This window comes from Bacillus sp. FSL K6-0042 (genome assembly GCF_038006685.1).
Taxonomy (GTDB): Bacteria; Bacillota; Bacilli; order Bacillales; family Bacillaceae_G; genus Bacillus_A; species Bacillus_A pseudomycoides.
In genome coordinates, this window is sequence record NZ_JBBOVS010000001.1 from 3880189 (window position 1) to 3906273 (window position 26085).

A 26085-nucleotide genomic window follows, 5' to 3' on the forward strand; every position below is an offset into this window, starting at 1 on the left:
ATCCTTTATCACTCTTTTAGCTGTTTATATACATTAATAAAAAAGCTATAATTTCTTAAAAATAATGGTATAAAAAAGAAAGAACTGACCCAAGTATTTTGTTTGGAGTCAGCTTCTTTTTTTCTTACCTATTAATAGTTTCTCGAATCCTTCAACAAACACATACATAAGAGTAGCAAGTGCACATGTCAGTAATACACTCAGCAGTACAAGCGTAAAGTTAAATACTTGGAATCCGTAGCTAATTAAATAACCGAGTCCTTGTTTGGAAACAAGAAGTTCACCGAAAATAACACCAACCCATGATAATCCAACGTTTACTTTTAAAGTTGAAATGATAGCTGGAAAGGAAGACGGTAAAATAACTTGTTTATAGCATTGCCATTTATTTGCGCCGAATGTATCCATTACTTTTATATAATTAGAATCAACTTCTTGAAATGCACTGTAAATAACAAGAATGGTGATAATGATGGAAATGATAACTCCCATTGCGACCGAAGAGGAGATGTTTGGGCCGAAAATAACGATAATAATCGGGCCAAGTGCTACTTTTGGCATTGCATTTAACACAACAAGGTATGGGTCTAATACGCGAGCTATAAGCGGTATCCACCAAAGAACGGTTGCGATAATTGTTCCGAGAACTGTACCGAGAATAAAACCAATACCTGTCTCAAGCAGTGTCGTCCACATGTGAATCCAAAGTGATCCGTCTCCCCATTTACTTACAAATAACTCCCAAATACTTGAAGGTGAGCTAAAGAGTAAAGGATCGATCCACTCCTGTTTACTGGAGATTTCCCATAATGTAAAGAAGAGAATGAGAAGTAAAAATTGTAAAGAGGCAGCTGTCCAAGTACGCTGACGCTCTTTTTTTCGAAACTGTTTGTGTAATTGTTTTATATTATCCAAGGCGCTCCAGCTCCTTCCATATGTCTTGAAAGAGGGCTGGAAAATCAGGGTGGTACCTTGCTTGTAACGGTGGTAGGGAGCGAATGCTTTTTGGCACTGAAAATATTTTTGCGATTTTCCCAGGGTTTGCTTGAAGCAAGTAAATACGATCACTCATTGCGATTGCTTCTTCAATGTCATGTGTGACGAGAAGAGATGTTTTCTTATACTTGTGTAATAAAGAAAATACGAGCTCCTCTAATTTTAATTTCGTTTGATAATCAAGAGCTGAAAATGGTTCATCAAGCAACAGGATTTTTGGATTTGTTGCAAGTGTACGAACGAGTGCTGCCCGTTGGCGCATACCACCGGATAGTTCCCGAGGGGATTGCTTTTCTACGCCTTGCAAGCCGACTTGCTTTAAAAGTTGTAAGGTATGTTCTTTCGTTTCCTCTCCATATGTTTTTGTAATGTGCAGCCCAAGCATTATATTTTCTTCAATTGTTTTCCAGGGAAACAAGTAATCTTGTTGGAGCATATATCCCATTGAAGAAGTTGATTTTGTCACTGGCTCATCTTCTACAAAGACAATACCTTCAATTGGTTTTAATAGTCCTGCAATAATAGAAAGAAGCGTTGTTTTTCCACAGCCGCTTGGGCCAAGAAAGGAAATAAATTCCCCTTCTTCTACGTGTAAGTTAATATCTTCGAGGACGAGCCGGGCATTTTCTTTTGCAAAAAAGCAGTGGGAAACATTAGATATTTGTAAGAAACTCATCGTATTCGCCTCTATTTCTTAATAATGCTTTCGGCAATTTTTGTATCGACGAGCGCCTCATGCGGAACTTCTTTTTGTAATTCTCCAGCTTCTTTCATAATTTTTTGTAGTTGTTTCCATTCTTCCGCGTCTAATAATGGATTCGTCGCATACGAATGTTGCTTTTTGTAGCGCTCGATTACTTTTACTGTAATATCTTTTGAAGTATCTTTAAAAAGTGGTGTAACAGCCTCGGCAATTTCTTCTGGACTATGCGTATCAACCCATTGTTGTGCTTTATATAATGCACGTGTGAATTTCTCCGCTGCTGCTTTGTCTTTCTTTAAAAAGCTTTCTTTTGCCATAAATGTTGTGTATGGAACAGTTCCAGATTCAGTACCAAAAGAAGCAACGATATAGCCCTTTCCTTCTTTTTCAAAAATACTCGCTGTTGGTTCAAATAACTGGACAAATTCGCTTGTACCAGACGCGAAGGCATTAGCGATATTAGCAAACTCAACATTTTGAATTAAATTTGTATCTTTGTGTGGATCAATGCCATTTTTCTTCAAAACGTATTCCCCAACCATTTGCGGCATACCACCTTTACGTTGACCAAGGAAAGTAACGCCCTTCACATCGTTCCAATTAAAAGAGTCTAATTTTTTGCGAGAAACTAAAAATGTACCATCAGTTTGCGTGAGCTGAGCAAAGTTAATGACCGGGTCTTTTGCTCCTTGCTGGTGAACATAAATGGATGTTTCAGAGCCGACAAGTGCAATGTCAATTCCACCAGATAACAGCGCAGTCATGGTTTTATCGCCACCAGCTGTCGTTTGTAGGTCGATATCTAATCCTTCGTCTTTAAAGAATCCTTTTTCAATCCCAACATATAACGGTGCGTAGAAGAGGGAATGTGTAACTTCACCAATGCGAATTTTTTGCACTTGTTGCTTCGCATCGTCTTTTTTACTACAAGCCACAAACGTAAAAACAGTAAGTACAAGTATACAAAAAACAGCTATAAATTTTTTCAAAATGTGACACCTCCTAGAAATGAATCTACTGCCATAGTATGTAGGTAAGTGCCTAGATGTGAGTGGATATAGAAGGAATTTTTTGGATGATAAAGAAGTACAAATATAAGGGGTGATAAAATGAAATATGAATATGATGATAGCATGCATTTACATCTTGATTATTTTGGAGATGAATTTGATGTGGAATCGATTGCTTATAAAAGAAAACATGAAGATGTGTGGGATGTATTTTTTAACTTTGCTTTTTATGGGATTCCGCTAGTACAGGTACAGGAAGATGAATTTATGGATGACTATTCCGGGTATCGCGTTTTTTCTGTACATGCCAATGACTTAAGCTGGGAATTTGGAAGTGCTAAGTTTGAAGAATGGCTTTTGGAACATCGTATATTAGAGAAATCAGTGCAGAAATAGAGTGATTGACCTTCTCGTTTTGTTACTGATAGTTGTAGCAGGATTTATGATATTACAGCTTCCGTTCATAGGTTCTATGATTACTACTTCACTAGCAAATAAATATGTAGAAGGGCTTTATTCATTGGAAGGAAAGAGTAAGCCATTACAGTTGTATGTGAATCGTGGTATTGGTACTACTAGAATGCCGGTACGGTTTTTAAGTAAGCCGGAACTTTCTGTTTTTTCATTAAAGAGAACAAGCACAGTCGGTACAAACAAGTGGAGACAAACCAACAAGATCACAAATCTCAGTTGGTTCTCATGTAGAGATTGTATTGGATAGTGATCGTAGTAAACGTGTTAGCGGTGTTGTAAAAGATATTTTAACAAACACGGAGACGCATACATACGGTATTAAAGTACGATTACAAGATGGGAAAATTGGTAGAGTTCAGAGTGTCGGTTAATAAGAAAGGAGGTTATCCTAGAAAGAGAATTTTTAGGATAACCTCCTTTTTTACATGAAAGTTCATAAATGAGACTATTTCATGTTAATACATAACATGGTAAAATTTTAGTTACTGTGCATGCAATCATAAAAATCGAGTGTGTTTGTTAATAGGTTTTGTAATATTTTGATTCGGTTCATATTTTTTAGAGATAATACATATTGATAGAGTTTTATATTGTAAATATTCACGTAATTTTAGAGAAATACGGGGGTGACTGGCGGATGCCCGAACCATTAAAGAAAAGTAGTCGCTATATGGTTGGATTGGACAGTCTAAGGGGTCTAGCTATACTAGGCGTCATTTTATATCATATTAATTTTAATTGGATGCCTGGAGGATTCCTAGGTGTTACTGTATTTTTTGTACTTTCGGGTTATTTAATTACAGATATTCTAGCTATAGAATGGAAAAGAAATAAGAGGATTGACTTGAAGAAATTCTGGCTCAGTAGGGCAAGGAGATTACTTCCTGGAATGCTTGTCATGCTTGTAATTGTTTTAGCATGGATTACAATTTTTCATAGTTCTTTGCTAGGAAAAATGCGTGGGGATTCGCTAGCAGCTTTATTATATTTCAGTAACTGGTGGTATATTTATCATAAATTATCGTACTTTGATAGTTTTAGCCAACTTTCTCCACTGAATCATTTTTGGTCGTTAGCTGTTGAAGAACAGTTCTATGTAATTTGGCCATTTATTATTAGCTTGGCGTTTCGTTACATAAAAAAGAAATCACATATCATTTTATTCATTGTTTTAGGGGCAGCTGCTTCTGCACTAGCAATGGCAATTCTGTATGAACCAGGAATTGACCCAAGCAGAATTTATTACGGCACTGATACGAGAGCTTTTTCCTTATTGATTGGAGCGGCACTTGCCTTAATTTGGCCGAGCAGTAGGCTTGCAAATAAAATTATTCCACAAGCACGTCTTATTCTTGACGTAGTTGGAGGAATTGCTCTTATTATTATCCTCGTTATGTTTTGGAAGACGAATCAATATGATCCGTTTCTATATCGCGGAGGAATGGTCATTTTATCAATTGCTACTGCCTTATTAGTGGCGAACCTTGCTCACCCAGCTAGCCGAATTGCTCAATTTTTAAGGTTTAGACCACTGCGTTGGATGGGAGTACGATCGTATGGGATATATCTTTGGCATTATCCGATTATCACGTTAACGACTCCGAAGGTAAATGCTGGAGAGTTTTCGCTTACAAGAGCAATTCTTCAATTTTTACTTATTATAGTAGCTGCACAAATTTCATGGAAGTTTATTGAAAATCCAATCCGACAAGGGGCATTGAAGAATATTCGCTCTAGGAATTGGGGAATAAAAAACTTAGCATTAAGTGGTAAGCTAGCCTTAGTATGCGCACTATTCGTTTCTACGACCGCTGTTTTTGGATTATCAACAGCTAGTAAAGCGAAGGATAATCCTCAAAAAGATAAGGTGGAAGCAGTACAAACGGAACAAAAAGAAAAACCGAAACATCCAGTGGCAGTTAGGGAAAAACCAGCTGATGAGCCACCTCAAAAAAAAGAACAACAAGAAGCTGCTGCGAAGCCTAAAGATCCTCAAACCGTTACAGCTGTAGGTGATTCCATTATGATTGACGTCGCCCCGTATTTGAAAAATTCATTTCCTAATATTAGGATTGATGCAAAAATTGGTCGACAACTATCTAAAGCAATTCCTGCGGTGGAACAGCTAAAGAATGAGGGGAATTTAGGGAATCATGTCATTATTGGATTAGGTACAAATGGTGCCTTTACAAAGGATCAACTCGTATCATTAATAAAAGTGATTGGGAATGAACGTAAAATTATATTAATCAATACGAGGGTACCACGTCCGTGGGAATCATTAGTGAATGAGAAGTTAAAAGAAGTAGCATCGGCTTACAAAAATATAACACTAGTCGATTGGTATTCAGCAAGTGCTGATAATAAGGCATACTTTGAGCCAGATGGTGTGCATTTAACGAAAACAGGTGCAGAAGCATATGCTGCGCTTGTAGCAAAAGCGGTGAATCAATAATTTGATTTGCATCACACTTTGACATAACTTCAAAGTGTGATGCAATAGATTGATTGAAATCAAAAAAGAACTTGTAGATACGCTACAAGTTCTTTTTGACTTATATTTAATAACGGGGTAGCCAGACAAAATAGTTCAAACACAAAGAACGGGGAGTTCTCTTTACAGTTAACCTGACAAGTTCAGTATATAACACATAATATCGTTTTTTAGTACATATTATTGAAAATTATGTGACTTATCAAATTGATAAGTCGGGGTAAACTTTTTCTACATTATTTGATATTATTTTGGTCAAACACTATTGTCGTTTATTATAATAATGTGTGTTAGTAATCATATAGAGAAAGTATATAGCTTTTGAGGAAGTGTGAAAGTGAAAAGAAACTTTATCTCATTTCAAGAAGAAAAGAAAAATGCCCGCCTCTTTTTATGGGTATTGAATATTGTATGGGTTATATATGAAATAGTTTATTCTATTATGCTAGGAGATTCTGTATCACTTATAAGATTAGATGTTCAAGTTCCAAAGTTTTTGTATGGAGCTTGCTTAATCGCAGGCAGTATGTATCTGATAAAAAGAGAACAGGCATATCGTGTTAAGTACATATGTTTAATAGCTTATATGTTTTCGGAAGGCTTTAATTTGTATTGGTATGCAATTCACAATAAGGTAGCATTTGATGATAGGAATATACTTGAATTTGTGTTTATTTTATTTGTGCCTATTTTTATGAGTAAAAGGTATTTACTGTGGCTATTTTTGATTGTTATGGGAAAGTATAGTGCATTTTTGGCCCTGGGGGAAAAAGAGGCATTTATGCGGTTAGTTATGTATAGTCTTTTATTATTTGTAACGTATCTCCTATTGAATCGATTTCTACAGTATCTTTCTACTGTAAATAATGTGATGATAGAAAAAAGAGAGTCTGAAAAGCTTGTAGTTATTGGAAAAATGGCAGCATCTGTTGGACATGAAATTAAAAATCCACTTTCATCATTAAGGGGATTTACACAATTGCAGAAAGAGAAATATGTAGATGATAAAGTGTATGAACATATGATTGATGAAATTGAGCATATAAACAATATGATAAGTGAGCTTATGGTAATGGCAACTTATAAACCCTCTACCTACAGTAGTTATTTAATAGAAGAAATTGTATCAAATGCGTTGAAAGAAATGAGTGCAGAAATCAATAGGAAACAGCTGTATCTCATTTATGATGTTGCACCTGATCAAATAAAAATAGATTGTGATCATCGTAAATTAAAAGGAGTATTTCTATACATAATAAAGAACGCAATTGAAGCGATGGAACATGGCGGAACACTTCAAATACATATAAACAAAAGAAATGAAGATGGTGCAATAGTAAGTATTGTAGATAATGGGTGCGGTGTGCAGGAAGAGAATTTGCAGCGTATAACAGAAGCTTTTTATACGACAAAGAAAAATGGCATCGGTTTAGGGCTTACTGTTGCTTGCAAGATTATTGAAGAACATGATGGGAAAATACACATTACGAGTAAAAGAAACGTAGGAACGAAAGTAGACATTATTTTACCTATATAAGAAAATTGAAAAACCGACATAAAACCTTTCTTTTTAGGTGGGAGAGAGCATCCGGCCATGGATAGAAGCGGTCAGATCCTTTTCCAGCCCCGTGCCAAGTGAAAACAAAGAGAGAAAACGAATGCAGGTCACCTTTTGTTTTTCATAGCAGCTTATATGTGAAAAATCAAAAAGGAGTTATCCCGCAAAAGCTCGACGGGTGATGGAAGTTTCACTTTATATAAATACAAATTGAAAAATCGACAGAAAACATAATTTATGTTAAAAAATCAAAATGGATTTATATAGAAGGCAAGATTCGTGAAGTATGTGTATTGTGAATAGAGGAGTTACTACATGGACAGTGTTTATAAATTAACAAGGGAAGAGATTCGAACGTTAAAGCTGTTTTTAAGTTTGTTCTTTACAACTTTTTTTATTTATGATGTTGCATATTATTATATTATGCCTAAGCTAGAAGGGGGAGGAGATGGGGGGCAAATTCTAGAAAGGGGTTTAGGGATATGGTTGTATATTCTCATGGTTATATTGGTGTTTGTGGGAATATATGTGGCGAAGCGACAGAACCCATATGCTGTGAAATATATTATTTTCATAGGATATAATATATTAGATTTCATTCATAATTTTATCATTTACTATGGAACAGATTTAGAGTTTGATGCAGGGAATATAGTGGAAGGGTTTTTCTTTCTTTTCGCACCATTATTTGTAAATAAACGCTATTTTTGGTTAGTAACGGGAGGGACAATAGTAAAGTATGTTTTAATGGGATTCATTGTGAATTCTTTTATTGTTCTCATTCCTATTGTTCTTTGTAGCTTGTTTTCCATTATAGGATGGATTATTTTATTGAGATTCCAATCTTATATACACACAATTGAAATGACACATAAGGAATTGCAACAATCGGAGAAGATGGCTGTAATTGGAAGGGTGGCAACAGTTATCGGTTTTAAAATGCGTAATCCATTGATGCTGTTGAACGGTTTTGTTAGAGGACAAAAAGAAAAGTATCCTGAGGATAAAGCCTATTGTGATATTATGGAGCAAGAAATCGAAAGAATCGATACAATTGCCACCGAACTGGTGGAGCTTGGAAATTCTAAGCCAATGGAATGCGGGAATCATAATATAAAAGACATTCTTTCATACGTGGTAAGAATTATGGGACAGTCTGCTTCGGAACGAGGAATTAAAATACATACCATTTATAAAGGTGAGTTACCAAGTATAACATGTAATGAAAAACGTTTAAAACAAGTGTTTTTAAATTTAATAAAAAATGCGATTGAATCTATGCAAGATGGTGGAATAATTATCATTGAAGTTACATTAAAAGATGCAATGATAATTCGAATCAAGGATGAGGGATGTGGCATACCGAAAGACAAAATGCCTAAACTAAGCGAAGCTTTTTATACAACGAAAGATGATGGAACTGGTTTAGGATTAATGGTTACCTATAAGATAATTGAAGAACATCAAGGAAAGATACAATTTGAGAGTGAAGTTGGAGTAGGGACTACAGTTGAGATTGTGTTACCAATTCACTGATGAATGAGAAAGAGAGGGAAGTAAATCCTCTCTTTTTATTTAAAATGATCGTTACATATACCTTATTAGATTAATTATCTATTCCTGATAATTAAAGGATCCGCAGTATTAGCCAATCTTTTTTAATCTCGTAGACCAAATCCAATTACTTTCTTTGTTTTCATATCAACAAATGCATCTACATTTCCAAGTTTGTAAGAACGATCAGATGGGAACGAAATACGAAAAACCTCTTTTCCTATATAAGAGGAATCTTTGACCGAAGATATTCCGGCTTGCAATGTTTCAGTTGTAATTGTAGCATGCTTCCAGCCATCACTTAGTTCTTCTTTCGTATGTTCAGATAATTGATCCCACACTGTTTTTCTTAATTCGTCTTCAGGGTTATTTTTACATGCACCTAATAAAAAACAGGTAAGAATGAGAAATATGAAAAAAATTTTTCGAATGCGCATTTAATACCACCATTTCTTTTGCGGAAGTAAAACAACATCCACATCAAAGTTTTCTATAAACCAATTACGCATCAATGTTTCCTTCACTAAGTATTCAGAAGCAGAATGTGACACACCGATAAGCGACATATTCGTTTCTTTCACATAGTCCATAATTAGTGAATACTTATGTTTGCCGTATTCGTTATCAATATGGCAATGAATTTCACCTGTAATATACGCCTCAGCGCCCTTTTCTTCTGCTTCTTTAAGAAGATCTATTTTATCACCGCATCCAGCGATAATTGCAATTTTTGTGATAAATTCATGTCGTTTGCCTTCAAAGTCTATATACGGAATGTGAAAGAGTTCTTTTAGTTGTTTTTCGAGTTTTCTTGTTGTTGTTTCAGGAATTTTGCAAATGAGTCCACATGGTATATCTTTACCATCATAAGCAAAACCATCTACTATATCGGCCTCTAGAGCTTTTGCAATCGCAATGCTTGTTCCATATGTTTGATGATGATCCATTGGAACATGGCATGTATAAATAGAAAGGTCTTTATCTTTGATTTCTTGTAAAGCTGGCATAATTCATCCTCCTTTATCACATACATTTTATATTAGTCTTAATTTTCTGTATACAATAAATGGATAGAATTTATAAAAAGAATGGTACAATATAAGAATTATGTACTGAGGTAGGAGGGACAATATATGTACGTTACTGTAACGGATGCAGCATATAAAAAGATTATGGATACGATTCCAAGTGAAGCGAAGTTTATAAAATTATTTTATGATAATGAAGGATGCGGCTGTGTGATGAGTGGAATTATTGATTTGGTGGCTGTATCAGAGAAAGATGAACGTGATGTAGATATTGATTCAAATAAACTACAGTTTATTGCGGATCGCACAAAGCTTGTTTTTATGGATGATAAATTGACTGTTGATTTACATGAATCAGGTGGACATTTTCAATTGAAGAGTCCGAATCAGTTTTATAATCCGAATATGAAACTTCATATTCGAGTATAACTTATGAAAAAAGGAGCAAACTGTACGCTCCTTTTTCTTATGAAATTCTTCAGTTTATAAAATGTACATTTAATTAAATTTTCTGTATAATCATCTGTGCGGAGGGGATTACGCATGAGAAGATGGGGGATTGAATTATTACTTTTAAATGTTGTTATCATTTGGGGGATAAATTATACGATCGGGAAATACGGACTTGAGGAGTTTTCAGCAGTTGAGTTTACTGCGCTCCGTATGATTGCAGCAGCACCGTTATTATTACTACTTACATTTTATATTGAAAAGTCATTGTATATGGAGAGAAGGGACATACTAAGGCTCATTGTTGTGAGTATTGTCGGTATCGTATTGTATCAAACGTTATTTATGGAAACTATTAAATATACATCCGCTACGAACGCTTCTTTACTCATTTCTATTTCACCTATTTTTACAACGATGTTTGCCATTTTGCTTAAGCAAGAGAAATTTTCTTCGCGAAAATTAGTTGGTTCTACCATAGCCTGTGGGGGAGCCGCTCTCGTTTTATTAGCTGGACATTCGCTTGTTGGGTCTTTTTACGGAAATGGAATTGGACTGATTACATCAATGTGCTGGGGGCTATATCCAGTGTTAGCAGGACCACTTATTAAAAAATATTCAGCGCTTCGTGTGACTGCATGGTCAGCAGTTGTTGGAGCGATTCCTCTTGTTATACTAAGCGGATGGCATATTTTTTCGATGCCGTTTCAAATTGAACAAGGAATGACATGGTTTGCACTATTATATTCTATTTTCTTTGTAACGGTATTCGGTTTAGTTATGTGGTATATTGGTGTTCAAAAAATTGGAGCTTCTCATACGATGGTATATATGTATATTACACCGCTTGTTGCGGTTGTATTTGCAGCGGTATGGGCGAAAGAACAGATTTCATTACAACAAATAATTGGTGGGTGTGTTATTTTTTTCGGTTTATGGTTTGTGAAATCCGAAAAACTTAGGACGCAGCCTGTCGTGTCAGAACATATATCAAAATAGGAAAACAGATCAGTCATGATCTGCTTTCCTATTTTTTTATTTTGGGTAGAAATATGAGGAACAAAATGGCAGTAATAAGTGGGATTAAGTTAAGAAAAGGTGTGCGGAACAGTGCAATGAGAATAATTCCGGAGAGAAGAACACCGAGGACAGCATAGAAGATACTATGTTTTTTTGTGTACCAATATAATGAGAGTCCTATAAGTGCAGGGATAATGAGGTGAATGAGAGCCATTAAAAAATAAATCATTATACGCCCCCTTTTTTGTGTACTTACTACATGCATGTAAATTGAAAAACTGACGTAAAACCTTTCTTTTTAGGTGGGAGAGAGGACCCGGCTATGCGTAGCAGCGGTCAGAGTCCTTTCCTACCCCATGTCAAGTTAGAACAGAGAGAGGAAAAGAGTGCAGGTGAATTTTGGTGCTTCGTGGCAGCGATTTTATATGTTGGAAAATTAAAGCGGATATATATACATCATATCCATAATCTTATAGATTGATATCACTTTTTTATAAATCTATGAAAAAATGTTTGCAAAAACGTCACAAAATGATCCTGCTTTCAAACTAGAAATCTTGTATAATGTTATTTCCGAAAAATATTTTAACAACATAAGCGTAGTGATTATGTTGTTTTTCTTTGAATGTAACAGATGAAGTCTGATGATATGTAAATAAGATGATAATGATAAAGGAGAATTGCATGATTAGTATGTCACTAAGGTCATTTAAAATCCAAATGTATTATTTGCTAGGCGCGATGCTATTAGGCTGGGCGATGACACCTTTTTCTGCTCACTTTTTAGGTGTGGGGATTGGTTTACTCGTTAGTATGTATTGTGTTTGGATTTTAGGAAGACGTATTGAAAAGCTTGGAGATAGTATTGTAAAAAAGAGTAAGGCACCAACACTTGGTATGATTAATCGCTTTGCAGCAGCGATACTCGGTGCGATTATTATGTATGAGATTGAACATCATATGGTCATGTGGGCATTTGCTGTTGGGATTATGGGTGGTTATTTTTTAATCGTTATTAATTTAGGATACTATAGCATGAAAGATGCGAGGAAATAGATAAATACAAATTGAAAAAACGGTATAAAACCTTTTCTTTTGGGGTGGAAGAGAGCGTCCGTCCATGGATAGAAGCGGTCAGTGCCTTTTTTTGCCCCATGCCGTGTGAAAACAAAAAGAGCAAGTGAGAGGGGAATCCACTTTTATTTCCGAAGCCGCGATTTATACGTTGGAAAATCAAAATATATATAGAAAGAAGCTTACGTTTTTATCGTAAGCTTCTTTTTTATTGTAAGTATGTGTAACCTATTAAGCCGCATGGGTTTTGTCGGTGAGTACGCGCACTTTTTAGGCTACAACATACTTATTCATATGAGTAAAGGGGTATTCAAACAGTAAAGGTTAAATTAAGCGATTGGACCGCCTAATTTGATCATGTTTTCAGAAACGTTCTCGAACTTCTTGAAGTTTTCTGTGAATTCACCTGCAAGTTCGATTGCTTTTGCTTTGTAAGCAGATTTATCAGCCCATGTTTGTTCAGGCATTAATACTTCATCAGGTACACCTGGTACATGAAGTGGTACTTCAAGACCGAAGATGTCATGTTTCACTGTTTCAGCGTTATCAAGCTCGCCGTTTAATGCGGCTTGCACCATTGCGCGAGTGTAACCTAAGTTCATACGTTTTCCAACGCCGTATTCGCCACCAGTCCAGCCAGTGTTTACTAGGAATACTTTTGCATCATGTTTCTCGATCTTCTCACCAAGCATTTCAGCATAGCGAGATGCATCAAGTGGTAAGAATGGAGAACCGAAGCAAGTTGAGAATGTCGCTTGTGGAGATGTTACGCCGCGCTCTGTTCCAGCTAGTTTGCTAGTGTAACCGCTTAAGAAATGGTACATAGCTTGCTCTTTATTTAATTTACTGATTGGAGGTAATACCCCAGATGCATCAGCAGTTAAGAAAATAATTGTATTTGGATGTCCAGCAACACTTGGTACGACGATATTATCAATCGCATCAATTGGGTATGCAGCACGTGTATTTTCTGTTAATGTAGTATCATTGTAATCTGCAACGCGTGTTTGATCATCAATTACAACGTTCTCAAGTACAGATCCGAATGTAATGGCATCAAAAATTTGCGGCTCTTTTTCATGAGAAAGGTTAATACATTTTGCGTAGCAACCGCCTTCAATATTGAATACACCGTTATCAGACCAACCGTGCTCATCATCACCAATTAATTTACGGTGTGGGTCAGCAGATAATGTTGTTTTACCTGTTCCAGATAAACCGAAGAATAAAGCGACATCGCCTTCTTCACCTACGTTTGCAGAGCAGTGCATAGATAAAATATCTTGTTCTGGAAGTAAGAAGTTCATAATAGAGAAGATTGATTTTTTCATTTCTCCAGCGTATTCCGTACCACCGATTAATACGATGCGTTTTTCAAATGAAACCATGATGAATGCTTCAGAGTTTGTACCGTCGATCTCTGGATCTGCTTTAAAGCTTGGTGCAGAAACAATTGTGAACTCAGCTTCATGATTTGTTAATTCTTCTTCAGTTGGACGAATAAATAATTGATGTACAAATAAATTGTGCCATGCATATTCGTTAACAACTTGTAATGGAAGACGATAGTTACGATCAGCACCAGCGAATCCTTTAAATACGAATAATTCTTCTTTTTCCTTTAAGTATTCTAATACTTTTGTATATAATTTATTAAAATGTTCTTCAGAAATCGGTTGATTTACAGATCCCCAAGCAATCTTATCGGCAACCGACGCTTCTTTCACAATGAATTTATCTTTAGGAGAACGTCCTGTATATTTTCCTGTAGAAGCAGAGACGGCACCAGTAGAAGTTAATTTTCCTTCATTTCTCATTAGTACTTTTTCCACTAATTGTGGAACGCTTAATTGAACCTGTGCATTGCTTCCGTTCAGTAATTCGTGTAATCCAATTTGGACATTCACAGTACTCATATTTATATACCATCCTTTTCATTTTAATGAAATATTTCTCGTAATCCCCATCAAGAGTATAACACAATCATATAAATAATGTATACTATTTATTTATTTTTGTTTGTGCGAATGTATTATTTTCCTATTTATATTTTGTCCGACAAATAATGCGAAAAACTTGTAGGAATATGTGAATATTAATTGACAAATGAATATCATTTCTTTAGTATAGGTTGGGACGGATACTCTCTTATCCCGAGCTGGCGGAGGGACAGGCCCGATGAAGCCCAGCAACCTCACTTGTAACGGTAATAAACAAGTGAATAGGTGCTAAAACCTGTGCGAGGCGAACGGTCTCGAACGATAAGAGCGAAGGGCAAAAAGCAGTATGCAAGTAGCAAATCAAACCTTTCCTCTATATAGGAAAGGTTTTTCTTTATACTTGTGTGGGAGAATAAATGAATGTCGCAGTTTGTGGCAAATTAAGGATGAGTTCCGTACAATATATACGATTACTGTAGGGAGGTTTACCACATGACAAAACAACGTCATCTGTTCACATCTGAGTCTGTAACTGAAGGACATCCAGATAAAATTTGTGACCAAATTTCTGATTCAATTTTAGACGCGATCTTAGCAAAAGACGCAAATGCACGTGTAGCTTGTGAAACAACAGTAACAACTGGTTTAGTATTGGTAGCGGGGGAAATTACGACTTCTACTTATGTAGATATTCCAAAAATCGTTCGTGAAACAATTCAAGGTATCGGTTACACTCGTGCAAAATATGGATTCGATGCAGAAACTTGTGCAGTTTTAACATCTATCGATGAGCAATCTGCTGACATCGCTATGGGTGTTGACCAAGCATTAGAAGCACGTGAAGGTCAAATGACTGACGCTGAGATTGAGGCAATTGGTGCAGGGGACCAAGGTTTAATGTTTGGTTTCGCATGTAATGAAACAAAAGAATTAATGCCACTTCCAATCTCACTTGCTCACAAATTAGCTCGCCGTTTAACGGAAGTTCGTAAAGATGAAACATTAGAATATTTACGTCCAGACGGTAAAACGCAAGTTACAGTTGAGTATGATGAAAATGGTAAACCAGTACGCATCGATACAATTGTAATTTCTACACAGCATCATCCAGAAGCTACATGGGAACAAATCGATCGCGACTTAAAAGAGCACGTAATCAAAGCTGTAGTACCAGCAGAATTAATGGATGAGGAAACGAAATTCTTCATTAACCCAACAGGCCGCTTCGTAATCGGTGGACCACAAGGGGATGCTGGTTTAACAGGACGTAAAATTATCGTTGATACTTACGGCGGATACGCTCGTCACGGCGGCGGTGCATTCTCTGGTAAAGATGCAACAAAAGTTGACCGTTCTGCAGCATACGCAGCTCGTTATGTTGCGAAAAACATCGTAGCAGCTGGTCTTGCTGAAAAAACAGAAGTACAACTTGCATACGCAATCGGCGTGGCACAACCAGTATCAATTTCAGTTGATACATTCGGCACTGGTAAAGTATCTGAAGAAGTACTAGTAGAACTAGTTCGTAACAACTTCGATCTTCGCCCAGCTGGTATCATCAAAATGTTAGACTTACGTCGCCCGATTTACAAACAAACAGCAGCTTACGGCCACTTCGGACGTACTGATGTAGACCTTTCATGGGAACGTACAGACAAAGCAGCAACTTTAAAAGAGCAAGCTGGTCTATAATATAAGAAGAAAAAAGCTTTGCGCGAAGGCGCAAAGCTTTTTTTTAGGCATGTTAACACATATTTGGGTAAAGTTAATCTTGAACTTTATTCAAATATATATTGGCTAATTTGATTGCACATAATTATGAAATCAAATTTAGGAAGCTAACTACTGTGAATAATTAGATGGGTGTTAATGGTTTAAAATATCCCCAAAAATATTCATCACGTGTTACATGGATAAAATAATATGAGATTATTGGAGATAATATATTGCCTATTATAAGAGTGGTTGTAGTATTCAAGCATTTACAACAAAAAGCAAGTAGTGAAGTTACAAGCAACATAATTTAATAACACTGTTAAGGCTTCTTTCCCGTATCCTTGTCCCCAGCAATTCTTTTTACCGATATCAATAATACATTCCGCATTTCGATTGTGTGGATCGATGTTAATTAAAGAAGTGAGGCCAATGGGAAGATGACTATCTTTTTGTTCAATGATATAACTTTTAGAAGTGGGAGAGTGGATGATTTGTTTGCAAAACGCTTCTGTTTCTTGAACGGAATGGACATCAAGACTAAGGATAGTGGTATTCATAACTTCTATATCGTTTCGCCAAAGGTGATAGATGGGAATATCGTCTTTTGAAAACTTTCGTAAGCGAATTCGATTTGATTCGAACAATTCGGTATATCTCCTATTTCACCTCATTATTTTGTTTCGTGAATACTCCAACACACGAACCACAATATACTTCTCCATCAAGCTCAATATATTTTTTCATATTTGTCATCCCGCTTGGAGGGAACGGCATATGAACCCATGCTTTTTCATATGTTTGAATCTCTTTTCCGCATGATCTGCAAATTGTAGGTTTTTTGCGAAATAATGGTCATCAGCCTTTCTTTTGACGCGCTTTTCCAGCACAAAATGCACTGCATAGTAAAAAGAGTGTCGCAAATCCCCAGCCGCCAATTGCTGAATATGGAACAGCATCCTTTAATGCCATCCCAGCACTGATGGAAGCGACAAATAGAAGGATAAATACCGTTGTGAGTTTTCGATAAAGTTCCATGAATGAACCTCCTAAGTATGAAAATTTATTTAGTATGTATCTGGTTATTTCGTGCGATTCCTAATCCATTGAAATAAAATAAAGCAAGAGGAACCACGGTTCTCGATAATAGCCAATAGAGTCGTCTAGCATGAATAGGTATCATTTTAGAAAATTGATATCTAATCTATAGGTAATGAATTGGAAGGGAATTAGGATTATAAGAAAAGGAATTCATGGGACAGGTTGTTTAGGATTATAAAATAGAGGTATAGATAAACTCCCTTTTTATGGTTATATATACTTATATTGTATCATGATGTTTCGGTCATGTAATAGATAATTGTGGATATGTGATGTATTTCATATGTAATAAAATTTCTATACGATATGATAAAATTATGAGTAGTTCATAAGAAGGGGCGAATAAAAATGAGCGTAATAGAACATAAAAAACAAGCACCCACAGAGGTTCGTTGTAAAATTATTACGATCTCTGATACACGTACAGAAGAGACGGATAAGAGTGGTAAATTGTTAAAAGAATTATTATTAGAAGCGGGCCATATAGTAACCGCTTATGAAATTGTAAAAGATAATAAAGAAAGTATTAGGCAAGCTGTATTAAGTGGATATCATCAAGAAGATGTTGATGTTGTCTTAACAAATGGAGGGACTGGTATTACAAAGCGTGATGTTACGATTGAGGCAGTTTCGGCATTATTAGATAAAGAAATTGTTGGATTTGGTGAATTGTTTCGGATGATTAGTTATTTAGAAGATATCGGCAGCGCTGCAATGCTAAGTAGAGCAATTGGCGGAACAATTGGAAGGAAAGTTGTCTTTTCGATGCCAGGTTCTAGCGGGGCAGTTCGCCTTGCGATGAATAAATTAATTTTACCAGAGTTAGGACACATTACATTTGAGCTGCATCGTCAATGAAAAAGCTCGCTGGGATTGTATTAGCTGGTGGTATGTCGAGACGATTTGGTGAGCCGAAAGCATTGGCAAGCTGGCAAGGACATACTTTTATCGAACAGATTGTTCAAATGATGCGGGATACTATACAAGATGTAGTTGTGATTAGTCATCCTGATATAAAAGAAAGAATTGTTACCTTAGTAGACGTTCCTGTTATAGAAGATATTTCTCTCTATAAAGGAGATGGACCGCTTGCTGGAATTGTATCGGGGATGGAGCATATAGAGACGGAGTGGTATATCGTTTCGCCTTGTGATGCACCGAACCTTTCAAATGAGTGGATTACAGCATTAGTAGGACAAATAAGTGGTGAATATGAGGCAATTGTTCCGGTTATTGATGGAAGAAAGCAGCCGTTATTAGCAGCGTATCATTATCGTGTAAAAGAAAAAATATACGCATTACTAAATGAAGAAAAACGAAGTATGGAACAACTTTTATCACAGTGCAACGTAAAATATGTGATGGAAGAGGAATGGAATGTAGCGAGAGAATTATTTGTGAATGTAAATACAAAAGAGGAATATACGCGGTTACTGAATGAGAAAAAGAGCAAAAAGGTATGACGTTATAGAGTCATACCTTTTTGCTCTTTATGAATACGATGGATGAGTTCATTGCTATATGTTTTGAGGTCAATTTTTTTATTACGCAAGTAGTTCGGTATTGTTTTGGTGAAGCACCTCTTCATATTGCATGTATAAACCATGAAAAATTTCATCCCAGCTTTGTGTAGTGGCGTAGAATCTAGCGGCTATGCCCATTTGTTTACGCATTTCTTCGTTATTTAACAACTGATAAATAGATGATAAAAATGAGTTCGAGTTTTTGGGTTCGCAAAGAAAACCTGTTTTTCCATCTGTAATAATATTTTTTACTCCGCCAGAATTCGCACTAACGACTGGTGTACCACATGCGAGCGATTCAAGAACGACATTGCCAAACGTTTCTGTGGCCGATGGAAATACCATGAGATCGGAGCATGCATAAGCTTCTGCTAAATTTTCTTCTTGTAAATATCCTGTAAACGTAACGTTTGCTGGTAAAGTTTTACGTAATTCTTCAGCAAGGGGACCATCTCCTGCAATGAGCCAATGAATATTATCTTTTCGTTCTTTTATTGGTGTGTGAATCAGTGTACGCAATGTTTCGATATCTTTTTCAGGGGCAATGCGTCCGACATAGGAAAGAATGTATGGAGCAGTAATATTATATTTTTTTCGGAATAGGTCTTTATTGTAAGCCTGATGGAAGAGTGAACAATCTACGCCGCGCCATTTACTTGCGGTGTAAATGTATCAGTAAATATGGCGACTCTCATCCAATCTCTCCTTTACATGAAAAATGGAATGAATTGATAAAAAGAGATGATGCCAGAACATGTGCCAAGGCACATACCTACAAATACATCTGATGGATAATGAAGCCCGAGATAGATGCGGGAAATTCCTACAATAATTGCTAATAGAAGTAAAACGACTAATAAGTTTGGATCATAACAAATAAATGGAACAACTACCGAAAAAATAGCTGTTGTATGACCTGACGGAAAAGAATGATCTTTTAATGGATGCGATGGATATTTTGCATCTTGAATTGTTAAATAAGGCCGTTTGCGTGGATACCACCTTTTTAATATTTGCACAGGAATATGACTAATTGTTAATGAAAGAGCTGCTGCAATTGCTGCATCGTGTAGAGGACCCTGTGAAAATATAAGAAAGCATAACGTAAGCGAGATGGAAAAGAGTGCACCACCGATATGTGTAATGGTACGGAAAAAGATATTTAATGTTTTTTGATCAAAGTAACGGTTAATTCCTTTAAAAATGTAACATTCTATTTTATATAAGGAGCTGACGGATTTAGCTTTCATGAAATCTCTCCCCCGCATTTACATATATATTGAGATTATATCTTCTATTTTAATAAGGTTTTATTGAGGGAATAATAAGATTTTGTAAAGAAAACGTTAGAGTTTTAACGAAAAAAGCTGCCATCATGGTGGCAGCAAGTAGAGACTATTTTTGCAGTGACTTATAGTACTGTCCTTTTTCAACATATTGTTTGCGAATGCGTTCCATATCTTTGCGATCTTCATCTGTTAATTCGCGAATGACTTTTGCCGGACGACCGAAGGCCAGTGTATTAGGTGGAATTTTCTTTCCTTGTGAAACTAAACTACCAGCACCGATGAATGCACCTTCACCAATTTCAGCACCGTCTAAAATAATAGATCCCATCCCGATTAAAGAGTCTTTTTTTAAGGTACAGCTATGTAAAATAACTTGATGTCCAACTGTTACATCATCTTCTAAAAGAAGAGGGTACTGTGGACTTTGATGAAGTGTACATTGATCTTGTACATTTACGCGGTCTCCAATTATTACTTTAGACACATCACCACGAATGACTGTATTAAACCAAATGCTTGATTCTTCACCAATTGTGACGTCGCCTGTAATCGTAACATAGTCAGCGATAAAAGCACTACTCGCAATTTTCGGATTTTTATCTTTATAAGGATATATCATGTAAAGCCTTCCTTTCCTAGAAACTAGTTTTAGTGTATCAAATTAAGGGAAAGAGTGAAATGGAGGAGTTTCGTATGTGGAATTATGAAGCGGAAGCAGCCAAAGCGGTAATCGTGATTGTGCACGGTGCGATGGAATATCACGGACGTTATGAGGCGCTAGCAGAAATGTGGAATCATTTCGGGTATCATGTTGTCATGGGAGACCTTCCAGCTCATGGAACAACTTCAAGAAATAGAGGACATATTGACTCATTTGATGAATACATAGAAGAAATAAAATTATGGGTGAAAGAAGCAAGAAAGTATCGGCTACCTATTTTTTTATTTGGACATAGTATGGGCGGTCTTATTGTCATTCGAATGATGGAAGAAACGAAGAGAGACGATATAGATGGAATTATATTAAGCTCGCCATGCTTAGGTGTATTAGCTGTACCTGCTGCTCCGCTTCGAGCTGTCTCAAAGGTGTTAAATATTATCACGCCAAAACTTCAATTTCCCACCAAACTTACAGTAAACATGTCAACGAGAAATAAAGAAGTTCGCGATGCGATGGAAAATGATTCATTGTTCTTGCGCAAGGTATCGGTTCGTTGGTATAGTGAATTGATAAAATCTATTGAGATTGCTCATGACAAAATAGATGAGTTTCCAGACGTTCCGCTCTTGCTAATGCAGGCATGTGAGGATAAACTTGTAGATAAAACACGTGTCCGTAAATGGTTTGATAACTTAAAGATTAGTGATAAGGCATATAAAGAATGGCCAAATTGTTACCATGAGCTATTAAATGAGTATGAGCGAGATGAGATTTTGAACTATATCAAGTCATTTACTGAAATACATGTAAATAACATAATAGAAACAAATAAATAATTATTTGTACATTTAATAGAGGAGATGAAGGAAGAAGTGAACGTACCGAGTAATCCCATAACGCTCATGGCGAAAGTATACCGTGATGTGTTTCCGGTTGTACACCATGAGCTAGCGATGTGGAAAGAGCGTGCCTACCATATTCCAAATGACGAACTTCATAGTCAAGCGATTGCAAGTATTGAGCATAAAACATTTCATTGTGAAGGCGGTGGTATTTTAGCGCTGCTCGCAAATGAACAACGCGAGGAATGTATTCGTTTTATTGTGGCGTATCAGACGATTAGTGATTACTTAGATAATTTATGTGATCGTAGTACATCGCTTGATCCGAATGATTTTGCTGCACTGCATGAATCAATGCTGACTGCATTAACACCAGAGAGTGAAGGAAGCAATTACTATCGTTATCGAGATGATCAAGATGATGGTGGTTATTTAGATGAGCTTGTTGCAACATGCCAAGATGTTTTAAAGAAAACGAAGCACTATGATAAAATCGCTCCGATTCTTCACGAACTTGCTTGTTATTATTGTGATTTACAAATTCATAAGCATGTGAAACTAGAAGAAAGAGAACCGCGCTTACAAACATGGTTTGAGGCTCATAAGGAAAATGTACCCCCAATGAGCTGGTTTGAATTTTCGGCATGTGCAGGATCAACACTTGGAATCTTTTGTCTCGTGGCGTATGCGTTTCATGATGAATTACTTGATGAAGATATTGCAAAGATTAAGCAAGGTTATTTCCCGTACGTACAAGGGCTTCATATTTTGCTTGATTACTTTATTGATCAAGAAGAAGACCGACTTGGCGGGGACTTAAATTTCTGTAGTTATTATGAAAATGAACAAGTCGTATTAGAGCGAATGAAGCATTTTGTGGAAGAAGCAGAAAGAAATATTGGTGACTTACCACATGCGAAGTTTCATCGCCTTATTAGCCGCGGTCTCCTTGGGATTTATTTATCTGATCAAAAGGTATCAGAGCAAAAAAATATGCAGCAAATGGCACGGCGCATCGTGAAATATGGTGGATTCACTTCACGATTCTTCTATTGGAACGGGAAGATGTACCGAAAGAAAAGGGCGCAGTGATAGAAATAGAAAAAGATGTGCATTTGGTGCATGTCTTTTTCTATGTTGATTTTTGGCGAACGGTCGATATTCTATGTCGAATCGTCGATATGTTATTGTAGCTATTTTTTTTTGACTTTATATTTTAATCTTCGGATAATTAAAGTATAACAGTTTAAAAAGGCGGGGATTAAAGTGGAGAATATATTAAATCAAGCCAAAGAGATGCTACATGATGATGAAAACATTGTATTGTATATTCAATGTTCTTTGGAAATTTTTATATATCGGAGCGTTCCACGACCAGGCATACTCGTTTTGACTAATAAAAGACTCTTTTTCTGTGGACCCGATATTGCTGGAAATACATTATTTGAAGAATTTTTATTTGACAAAATATCCGCTATAAAGGTGAAAAAAGGTTTGTTTGGAATTAAAATTTCAATTCAACATGGTACGGAATGGATAAAAGTAAAATATATTCAAAATGCAGACCCTGGTGTATTTGTTCGAAAGTTAGAAGAGATAATGGTGGTTTGAAGGGGGAATCACAATGAAACAGTTCTTAAAAAAACTATATGAACATATAGAAATTATCTTGTTAGTATGTCTTTCGGTTTCATTCTTGCTTGGAGTGTATACGATGATAAACAGAACTGGTGATCCAACTACGATGGATTATGTAGCGCAGGCTATTATAGGGACTATTATTATTGGTGATGTTCTTTTTTTAATTCGTGAGAGAAAGAAAAAAATTGAGTCAGAAATAAAAAGCATTTGTACAAGATGAATTGTACAAATGCTTTTTTCTATACTTTTTTTACCCATATTTTAGAGAATAGATATAGTAAAAACTCAATTACAAAAATGATAAGAACAGATAAACCGAATAAAGGCATGACAATTCCTAATAAAATCATAATAAGTATAAAGGCAAATATGCTTTTTTTATCTTTTTGTTTTGATGGTGCTCCTACCTTACCTTGTGGCTTTCTTGCTAGCCACATTTTAACACCGAAATAAATGAGGAATAGTAAGGACAAGGTTGTAAGTAAGCATAGTATTTTGTTTGGCCATCCAAATAAATGTCCTTCATGAAGGGGGATACCATAAGAAAACCACTGTGCAAATAAGCCATAATCACGATAGTCAATTTTTGAAATGAGAGTGCCGCTATATTGATCAAAATAAGCAGTAATTTCTTCATTTGGTGATACGTGCATTCCTGTAATACCAGAACCGCTAGATTTTGAAATAGTGAATACTCCTTTTGGCTCATTTGGTAATGAAATGACATATGGTTTTTCAATTTGAATCGATTTCTCTAACTCATCAATTGAAAGAGCTGTCTGTTCGTTTGAATCTGATTGTGGCGGTGTTTCTTGTCTAGTCGCCCACGGTAACTCTTTAAACTTAGACTCTGGAGGAGCCATATATAATTTCGGATATCCTAGTGATTCATTGGAAGTTGCTATGTTATAAATTTGTTTTCCCATAAAAGCAGACCAAGGTAATCCTGTTAATACTAGGAGAATGAGTGGAATTGTGAATACAATACCAATTATGCTATGAAGTCGTTTGGACCTCTCTCTAGCGTTTGATACCAGGGGTTTCTTGAAGCGTTTTATACTCATATATAAACCAGTAACAATTAAAAAAATCGTCCAGCAAGCGGCTAGTTCGACTAAGTAGTTTACAACGGTACCGCCTACTAGAAGAGAGCTATGTAGTTCTCGCATAATATTTGCAAACGTTGCATCAGCATTTTGATCCCCAATAATTTGGTTATGTTTATCTAAGTAAACATACTTCTGATCACCCGTATATTCATTTGCCATTGTGAGTCTTGTATTATGATCATCTTTGAAATAGCTAATTTTCGTCACGTTATAGTGAGGATATTTCTTTTCTGTTGTTGAAATGGATTCAGACATAGAAAGAGATTCTGTTTGCCTACTATTTCCAAAATATAAATCTTTATAGATGAAATTCTCAACTTCCTCTCGAAACAAATAACCAATGCCACTGAGTGATAAAGTAATGAGTAGCGGTGCTATGAAGAGACCGGCGTAAAAATGCCATCTCCAGAAAATATAATGAAGCGATCGATTTTTTTTCATATTTTAAATCCCCCGTCCAACCTTTTATAAAATGAATGCTCATTTAATATATCGGGATAAAGTGTGATTATTTTGAAAGAATTGTGAAAAATGTTAAAAGTTTTAGGGGGCATATAAAAAAGACGTGCAGCATGCGCACGTCTTTTTAGCGATTTCTGTCGAGGGGTTGATATATTTATAGGTACGAAGAACAATGTTGGATACATAGTTTTGTCGAGCGAATCAGTTCTTCATTTCCTTTTTCTAATCGAATTTGCAGTGCTTTTTGAAAGTAAGAGAAAGCTGCTTTTAGATCCCCTTCATCTAATTTGCTTTTTCCGTAATGTTGATAGAGAAAATCCTCGTAATGCGCTAAATCATTTTGCTGTAACATGTGAAAGAGTTCAGTGAAAATCTCATTTGCTTTTTCAAAATCTTTTTCCCAGTGATATACATGTGCAAGGCGGAGTTTGTTAATAAAAATTCCTTGTATATGTTGTAAGGTTTCATATTGCTCTATAGCTTGTTGTAAGTAGTATTTACTTTCGGCAAGGTCTCCTACTATTCGTTCGTAAACGCCGATTAAACCGCATTGCTTTGCATATGATAAATCTGAATCAGGCAAGTTTATTTTTAAAAATGTGATTCCTTGCTTCATTTGCGTAAGGGATACTGGTTTTTCACGAAGGTTTTCATCGAATGTATAGTCCATTTCGAAAGGGCTGTTTTCTATTTTCATGGAATCCTCCTAACTTTTTTGAGAGGATAAATATTTATTTACAACAGCTTGCGCAAGACAAGTAGATGAATCAACCAAGTAAAAGTTATATGGCACTGTTTTCGATACGACATTTAAATCTGTGCACGCCACGATAACAGCATCTACTGCTTCAGATAATTCTATACAAAGTGTATACCATAATTCGTTTGCTTTATTTAGGTTCCCTGTTTTTATGTTAGAGATAATTTGAGTGATAGCGGTTTGCCAGCTATTTTTATGTATATAGTCCATACCACGTTTTGCAATCCCATCTTGATATATACCGGATTGAACAGTCGCATCGGTTGCTAAGAGAGCTACTTTCCTTACGTGATCGGGTATTTCTTTTATCGTCTCATCCACCATATTTAAAATGGGAACTGAAATTGAATTTTGTAGTTCATAAAAATATAAGTGCGCTGTATTACAAGGCATGGCAATAAAATCGACACCTGTGTTTTCAAGTTTTTGTGCGCCATTTATAATAGCATTTTCCATAGCTTTATGATCAATAGGTTTATCCATATAAAAAGGTGTTGGACAGGAATAAATCATCATATGTGGAAAGTCCATATCATGTTTCGCACCGTATATTTTTTGGCATTGCTCGACTACTGTATCAACGAATGGGCCTGTTGACTTTGGTCCCATTCCTGCTAATATTCCGATCATTGTTAGTTCTCCTTATGTTGGTAAATTTTAATATATGAATTTAAAACTTCTCG

General features: G+C 36.0%; 26 protein-coding genes, 5 pseudogenes and 1 riboswitch. Of the genes and pseudogenes, 16 read left to right on the forward strand and 15 right to left on the reverse strand.

The genetic code is table 11. The features are described from left to right. Nucleotides 1-108 precede the first annotated feature (108 nt). Genes MHH45_RS19915 through MHH45_RS19925 form a run of 3 tightly spaced genes read right to left on the reverse strand, consistent with a single transcriptional unit; the run spans nucleotide 109 to nucleotide 2688 of the window. A complete protein-coding gene (locus MHH45_RS19915) occupies nucleotides 109-915 on the reverse strand; it encodes an ABC transporter permease (RefSeq protein ID WP_016116768.1) in 807 nt (268 codons plus the stop codon). Beyond that, nucleotides 908-1672 (reverse strand): ABC transporter ATP-binding protein, encoded by a 765-nt coding sequence (locus MHH45_RS19920; protein ID WP_006096294.1) that lies wholly within the window; start codon nucleotides 1670-1672, stop codon nucleotides 908-910. Before MHH45_RS19920 ends, MHH45_RS19915 begins: the two co-directional genes overlap by 8 nt. Nucleotides 1673-1683: 11 nt before the next feature. Continuing rightward, on the reverse strand, nucleotides 1684-2688 hold the full coding sequence (locus MHH45_RS19925) for an ABC transporter substrate-binding protein (protein WP_088093789.1): 1005 nt from the start codon (nucleotides 2686-2688) through the stop codon (nucleotides 1684-1686). Nucleotides 2689-2808: 120 nt separating this feature from the next. Here MHH45_RS19925 and MHH45_RS19930 point away from each other — a divergent pair, with 120 nt between their 5' ends. The 6 genes and pseudogenes from MHH45_RS19930 (at nucleotide 2809) to MHH45_RS19955 (ending at nucleotide 8771) form a co-directional block, all read left to right on the forward strand. Further along, on the forward strand, nucleotides 2809-3105 hold the full coding sequence (locus MHH45_RS19930; RefSeq protein ID WP_006096292.1) for a DUF3986 family protein: 297 nt from the start codon (nucleotides 2809-2811) through the stop codon (nucleotides 3103-3105). 52 nt (nucleotides 3106-3157) lie between these two features. Further along, nucleotides 3158-3349 (forward strand): annotated as a pseudogene (locus tag MHH45_RS19935) (metallophosphoesterase); the annotation flags it as partial. A 19-nt stretch (nucleotides 3350-3368) separates the two neighbouring features. After that, nucleotides 3369-3554: pseudogene (locus tag MHH45_RS19940) on the forward strand (YwbE family protein); the annotation flags it as partial. Between the two features lie 266 nt (nucleotides 3555-3820). After that, a complete protein-coding gene (locus MHH45_RS19945; protein ID WP_016116766.1) occupies nucleotides 3821-5638 on the forward strand; it encodes an acyltransferase family protein in 1818 nt (605 codons plus the stop codon). A gap of 376 nt (nucleotides 5639-6014) precedes the next feature. Next, nucleotides 6015-7214: an ATP-binding protein gene (locus MHH45_RS19950; RefSeq protein WP_016116765.1), complete on the forward strand. Its 1200-nt coding sequence runs from the start codon at nucleotides 6015-6017 to the stop codon at nucleotides 7212-7214. Between the two features lie 336 nt (nucleotides 7215-7550). Next, a complete protein-coding gene (locus MHH45_RS19955) occupies nucleotides 7551-8771 on the forward strand; it encodes an ATP-binding protein (RefSeq protein ID WP_016132134.1) in 1221 nt (406 codons plus the stop codon). A 122-nt stretch (nucleotides 8772-8893) separates the two neighbouring features. Here MHH45_RS19955 and MHH45_RS19960 read toward each other — a convergent pair whose 3' ends face one another. Both MHH45_RS19960 and MHH45_RS19965 read right to left on the reverse strand, forming a co-directional pair. Beyond that, on the reverse strand, nucleotides 8894-9226 hold the full coding sequence (locus tag MHH45_RS19960; RefSeq protein WP_016116763.1) for a hypothetical protein: 333 nt from the start codon (nucleotides 9224-9226) through the stop codon (nucleotides 8894-8896). After that, nucleotides 9227-9787, reverse strand: a pseudogene (locus tag MHH45_RS19965) (Nif3-like dinuclear metal center hexameric protein); the annotation flags it as partial. 135 nt (nucleotides 9788-9922) lie between these two features. Here MHH45_RS19965 and MHH45_RS19970 point away from each other — a divergent pair. Further along, nucleotides 9923-10246, forward strand: coding sequence for an iron-sulfur cluster biosynthesis family protein (locus MHH45_RS19970; RefSeq protein ID WP_016116761.1), 324 nt, complete (start codon nucleotides 9923-9925; stop codon nucleotides 10244-10246). Nucleotides 10247-10360: 114 nt separating this feature from the next. Then, on the forward strand, nucleotides 10361-11266 hold the full coding sequence (locus MHH45_RS19975) for a DMT family transporter (protein WP_016116760.1): 906 nt from the start codon (nucleotides 10361-10363) through the stop codon (nucleotides 11264-11266). 28 nt (nucleotides 11267-11294) lie between these two features. On the opposite strand, the gene MHH45_RS19980 is transcribed toward MHH45_RS19975, so the two are convergent. Beyond that, nucleotides 11295-11516, reverse strand: a complete 222-nt coding sequence (locus tag MHH45_RS19980) for a hypothetical protein (RefSeq protein WP_016116759.1) — start codon at nucleotides 11514-11516, stop codon at nucleotides 11295-11297. A gap of 455 nt (nucleotides 11517-11971) precedes the next feature. Between MHH45_RS19980 and MHH45_RS19985 the strand changes: the two genes are divergently transcribed. Continuing rightward, nucleotides 11972-12343: an ATP synthase subunit I gene (locus MHH45_RS19985; RefSeq protein WP_016116757.1), complete on the forward strand. Its 372-nt coding sequence runs from the start codon at nucleotides 11972-11974 to the stop codon at nucleotides 12341-12343. Between the two features lie 347 nt (nucleotides 12344-12690). Here MHH45_RS19985 and pckA read toward each other — a convergent pair whose 3' ends face one another. Then, nucleotides 12691-14277 (reverse strand): phosphoenolpyruvate carboxykinase (ATP), encoded by a 1587-nt coding sequence (pckA, locus tag MHH45_RS19990; protein WP_016116756.1) that lies wholly within the window; start codon nucleotides 14275-14277, stop codon nucleotides 12691-12693. Between the two features lie 229 nt (nucleotides 14278-14506). Beyond that, a riboswitch (SAM riboswitch) is annotated at nucleotides 14507-14629 on the forward strand. Between the two features lie 164 nt (nucleotides 14630-14793). Between pckA and metK the strand changes: the two genes are divergently transcribed. Then, a complete protein-coding gene (metK, locus tag MHH45_RS19995; RefSeq protein WP_016116755.1) occupies nucleotides 14794-15993 on the forward strand; it encodes a methionine adenosyltransferase in 1200 nt (399 codons plus the stop codon). 326 nt (nucleotides 15994-16319) lie between these two features. Here the strand turns inward: metK and MHH45_RS20000 are convergent. Then, nucleotides 16320-16661: pseudogene (locus MHH45_RS20000) on the reverse strand (GNAT family N-acetyltransferase); the annotation flags it as partial. Between the two features lie 211 nt (nucleotides 16662-16872). Further along, nucleotides 16873-17052, reverse strand: coding sequence for a hypothetical protein (locus MHH45_RS20005; RefSeq protein WP_016116753.1), 180 nt, complete (start codon nucleotides 17050-17052; stop codon nucleotides 16873-16875). Between the two features lie 411 nt (nucleotides 17053-17463). Here MHH45_RS20005 and MHH45_RS20010 point away from each other — a divergent pair, with 411 nt between their 5' ends. Next, nucleotides 17464-17973, forward strand: coding sequence for a MogA/MoaB family molybdenum cofactor biosynthesis protein (locus tag MHH45_RS20010; RefSeq protein ID WP_016116752.1), 510 nt, complete (start codon nucleotides 17464-17466; stop codon nucleotides 17971-17973). Continuing rightward, entirely contained in the window at nucleotides 17970-18578 is a 609-nt protein-coding gene (locus MHH45_RS20015; RefSeq protein ID WP_016116751.1) for a molybdenum cofactor guanylyltransferase, read from the forward strand. Before MHH45_RS20010 ends, MHH45_RS20015 begins: the two co-directional genes overlap by 4 nt. An 81-nt stretch (nucleotides 18579-18659) precedes the next feature. On the opposite strand, the pseudogene MHH45_RS20020 reads toward MHH45_RS20015, so the two are convergent. From MHH45_RS20020 to MHH45_RS20030, 3 genes and pseudogenes are all read right to left on the reverse strand, one after another. Further along, a pseudogene (locus MHH45_RS20020) lies at nucleotides 18660-19286 on the reverse strand (glycosyltransferase); the annotation flags it as partial. A 59-nt stretch (nucleotides 19287-19345) separates the two neighbouring features. Further along, on the reverse strand, nucleotides 19346-19888 hold the full coding sequence (locus MHH45_RS20025; RefSeq protein ID WP_088093790.1) for a phosphatase PAP2 family protein: 543 nt from the start codon (nucleotides 19886-19888) through the stop codon (nucleotides 19346-19348). A gap of 145 nt (nucleotides 19889-20033) precedes the next feature. Beyond that, nucleotides 20034-20546 carry a gamma carbonic anhydrase gene (locus MHH45_RS20030; protein ID WP_016116748.1) on the reverse strand — a complete coding sequence of 171 codons (513 nt, stop codon included), beginning with the start codon at nucleotides 20544-20546 and terminating at the stop codon, nucleotides 20034-20036. A gap of 74 nt (nucleotides 20547-20620) precedes the next feature. Here MHH45_RS20030 and MHH45_RS20035 point away from each other — a divergent pair, with 74 nt between their 5' ends. The 4 genes from MHH45_RS20035 (at nucleotide 20621) to MHH45_RS20050 (ending at nucleotide 23291) form a co-directional block, all read left to right on the forward strand. Beyond that, nucleotides 20621-21424 (forward strand): alpha/beta hydrolase, encoded by an 804-nt coding sequence (locus MHH45_RS20035; RefSeq protein ID WP_088093791.1) that lies wholly within the window; start codon nucleotides 20621-20623, stop codon nucleotides 21422-21424. Nucleotides 21425-21460: 36 nt separating this feature from the next. Further along, nucleotides 21461-22522 (forward strand): tetraprenyl-beta-curcumene synthase family protein, encoded by a 1062-nt coding sequence (locus MHH45_RS20040; RefSeq protein WP_016116746.1) that lies wholly within the window; start codon nucleotides 21461-21463, stop codon nucleotides 22520-22522. Nucleotides 22523-22726: 204 nt separating this feature from the next. Continuing rightward, the gene (locus tag MHH45_RS20045; RefSeq protein ID WP_033671570.1) at nucleotides 22727-23041 is read left to right on the forward strand and encodes a PH domain-containing protein; all 315 of its coding nucleotides are present in this window, start codon (nucleotides 22727-22729) and stop codon (nucleotides 23039-23041) included. A 13-nt stretch (nucleotides 23042-23054) separates the two neighbouring features. Next, nucleotides 23055-23291 (forward strand): hypothetical protein, encoded by a 237-nt coding sequence (locus MHH45_RS20050; protein ID WP_016116744.1) that lies wholly within the window; start codon nucleotides 23055-23057, stop codon nucleotides 23289-23291. A 19-nt stretch (nucleotides 23292-23310) separates the two neighbouring features. On the opposite strand, the gene MHH45_RS20055 is transcribed toward MHH45_RS20050, so the two are convergent. The 3 genes from MHH45_RS20055 to MHH45_RS20065 form a co-directional block, all read right to left on the reverse strand. Then, nucleotides 23311-24621: a PepSY-associated TM helix domain-containing protein gene (locus MHH45_RS20055; RefSeq protein WP_016116743.1), complete on the reverse strand. Its 1311-nt coding sequence runs from the start codon at nucleotides 24619-24621 to the stop codon at nucleotides 23311-23313. A 175-nt stretch (nucleotides 24622-24796) separates the two neighbouring features. Further along, nucleotides 24797-25339 carry a tetratricopeptide repeat protein gene (locus MHH45_RS20060; protein ID WP_016132133.1) on the reverse strand — a complete coding sequence of 181 codons (543 nt, stop codon included), beginning with the start codon at nucleotides 25337-25339 and terminating at the stop codon, nucleotides 24797-24799. Nucleotides 25340-25348: 9 nt separating this feature from the next. Further along, the gene (locus MHH45_RS20065) at nucleotides 25349-26032 is read right to left on the reverse strand and encodes an aspartate/glutamate racemase family protein (protein WP_016116741.1); all 684 of its coding nucleotides are present in this window, start codon (nucleotides 26030-26032) and stop codon (nucleotides 25349-25351) included. Nucleotides 26033-26085 lie beyond the last annotated feature (53 nt).

What these genes read in the sequence shown, in the direction of transcription:
- MHH45_RS19920 (WP_006096294.1), bottom strand. Translation starts at nt 1,672, where the DNA reads ATGAGTTTCTTACAAATATCTAATGTTTCCCACTGCTTTTTTGCAAAA.
- MHH45_RS19930 (WP_006096292.1), top strand. Translation starts at nt 2,809, where the DNA reads ATGAAATATGAATATGATGATAGCATGCATTTACATCTTGATTATTTT.
- MHH45_RS19945 (WP_016116766.1), top strand. Translation starts at nt 3,821, where the DNA reads ATGCCCGAACCATTAAAGAAAAGTAGTCGCTATATGGTTGGATTGGAC.
- MHH45_RS19955 (WP_016132134.1), top strand. Translation starts at nt 7,551, where the DNA reads ATGGACAGTGTTTATAAATTAACAAGGGAAGAGATTCGAACGTTAAAG.
- MHH45_RS19960 (WP_016116763.1), bottom strand. Translation starts at nt 9,226, where the DNA reads ATGCGCATTCGAAAAATTTTTTTCATATTTCTCATTCTTACCTGTTTT.
- MHH45_RS19970 (WP_016116761.1), top strand. Translation starts at nt 9,923, where the DNA reads ATGTACGTTACTGTAACGGATGCAGCATATAAAAAGATTATGGATACG.
- MHH45_RS19975 (WP_016116760.1), top strand. Translation starts at nt 10,361, where the DNA reads ATGAGAAGATGGGGGATTGAATTATTACTTTTAAATGTTGTTATCATT.
- MHH45_RS19980 (WP_016116759.1), bottom strand. Translation starts at nt 11,516, where the DNA reads ATGATTTATTTTTTAATGGCTCTCATTCACCTCATTATCCCTGCACTT.
- MHH45_RS19985 (WP_016116757.1), top strand. Translation starts at nt 11,972, where the DNA reads ATGATTAGTATGTCACTAAGGTCATTTAAAATCCAAATGTATTATTTG.
- pckA (WP_016116756.1), bottom strand. Translation starts at nt 14,277, where the DNA reads ATGAGTACTGTGAATGTCCAAATTGGATTACACGAATTACTGAACGGA.
- metK (WP_016116755.1), top strand. Translation starts at nt 14,794, where the DNA reads ATGACAAAACAACGTCATCTGTTCACATCTGAGTCTGTAACTGAAGGA.
- MHH45_RS20005 (WP_016116753.1), bottom strand. Translation starts at nt 17,052, where the DNA reads ATGGAACTTTATCGAAAACTCACAACGGTATTTATCCTTCTATTTGTC.
- MHH45_RS20010 (WP_016116752.1), top strand. Translation starts at nt 17,464, where the DNA reads ATGAGCGTAATAGAACATAAAAAACAAGCACCCACAGAGGTTCGTTGT.
- MHH45_RS20015 (WP_016116751.1), top strand. Translation starts at nt 17,970, where the DNA reads ATGAAAAAGCTCGCTGGGATTGTATTAGCTGGTGGTATGTCGAGACGA.
- MHH45_RS20025 (WP_088093790.1), bottom strand. Translation starts at nt 19,888, where the DNA reads ATGAAAGCTAAATCCGTCAGCTCCTTATATAAAATAGAATGTTACATT.
- MHH45_RS20030 (WP_016116748.1), bottom strand. Translation starts at nt 20,546, where the DNA reads ATGATATATCCTTATAAAGATAAAAATCCGAAAATTGCGAGTAGTGCT.
- MHH45_RS20035 (WP_088093791.1), top strand. Translation starts at nt 20,621, where the DNA reads ATGTGGAATTATGAAGCGGAAGCAGCCAAAGCGGTAATCGTGATTGTG.
- MHH45_RS20045 (WP_033671570.1), top strand. Translation starts at nt 22,727, where the DNA reads ATGCTACATGATGATGAAAACATTGTATTGTATATTCAATGTTCTTTG.
- MHH45_RS20050 (WP_016116744.1), top strand. Translation starts at nt 23,055, where the DNA reads ATGAAACAGTTCTTAAAAAAACTATATGAACATATAGAAATTATCTTG.
- MHH45_RS20055 (WP_016116743.1), bottom strand. Translation starts at nt 24,621, where the DNA reads ATGAAAAAAAATCGATCGCTTCATTATATTTTCTGGAGATGGCATTTT.
- MHH45_RS20060 (WP_016132133.1), bottom strand. Translation starts at nt 25,339, where the DNA reads ATGAAAATAGAAAACAGCCCTTTCGAAATGGACTATACATTCGATGAA.
- MHH45_RS20065 (WP_016116741.1), bottom strand. Translation starts at nt 26,032, where the DNA reads ATGATCGGAATATTAGCAGGAATGGGACCAAAGTCAACAGGCCCATTC.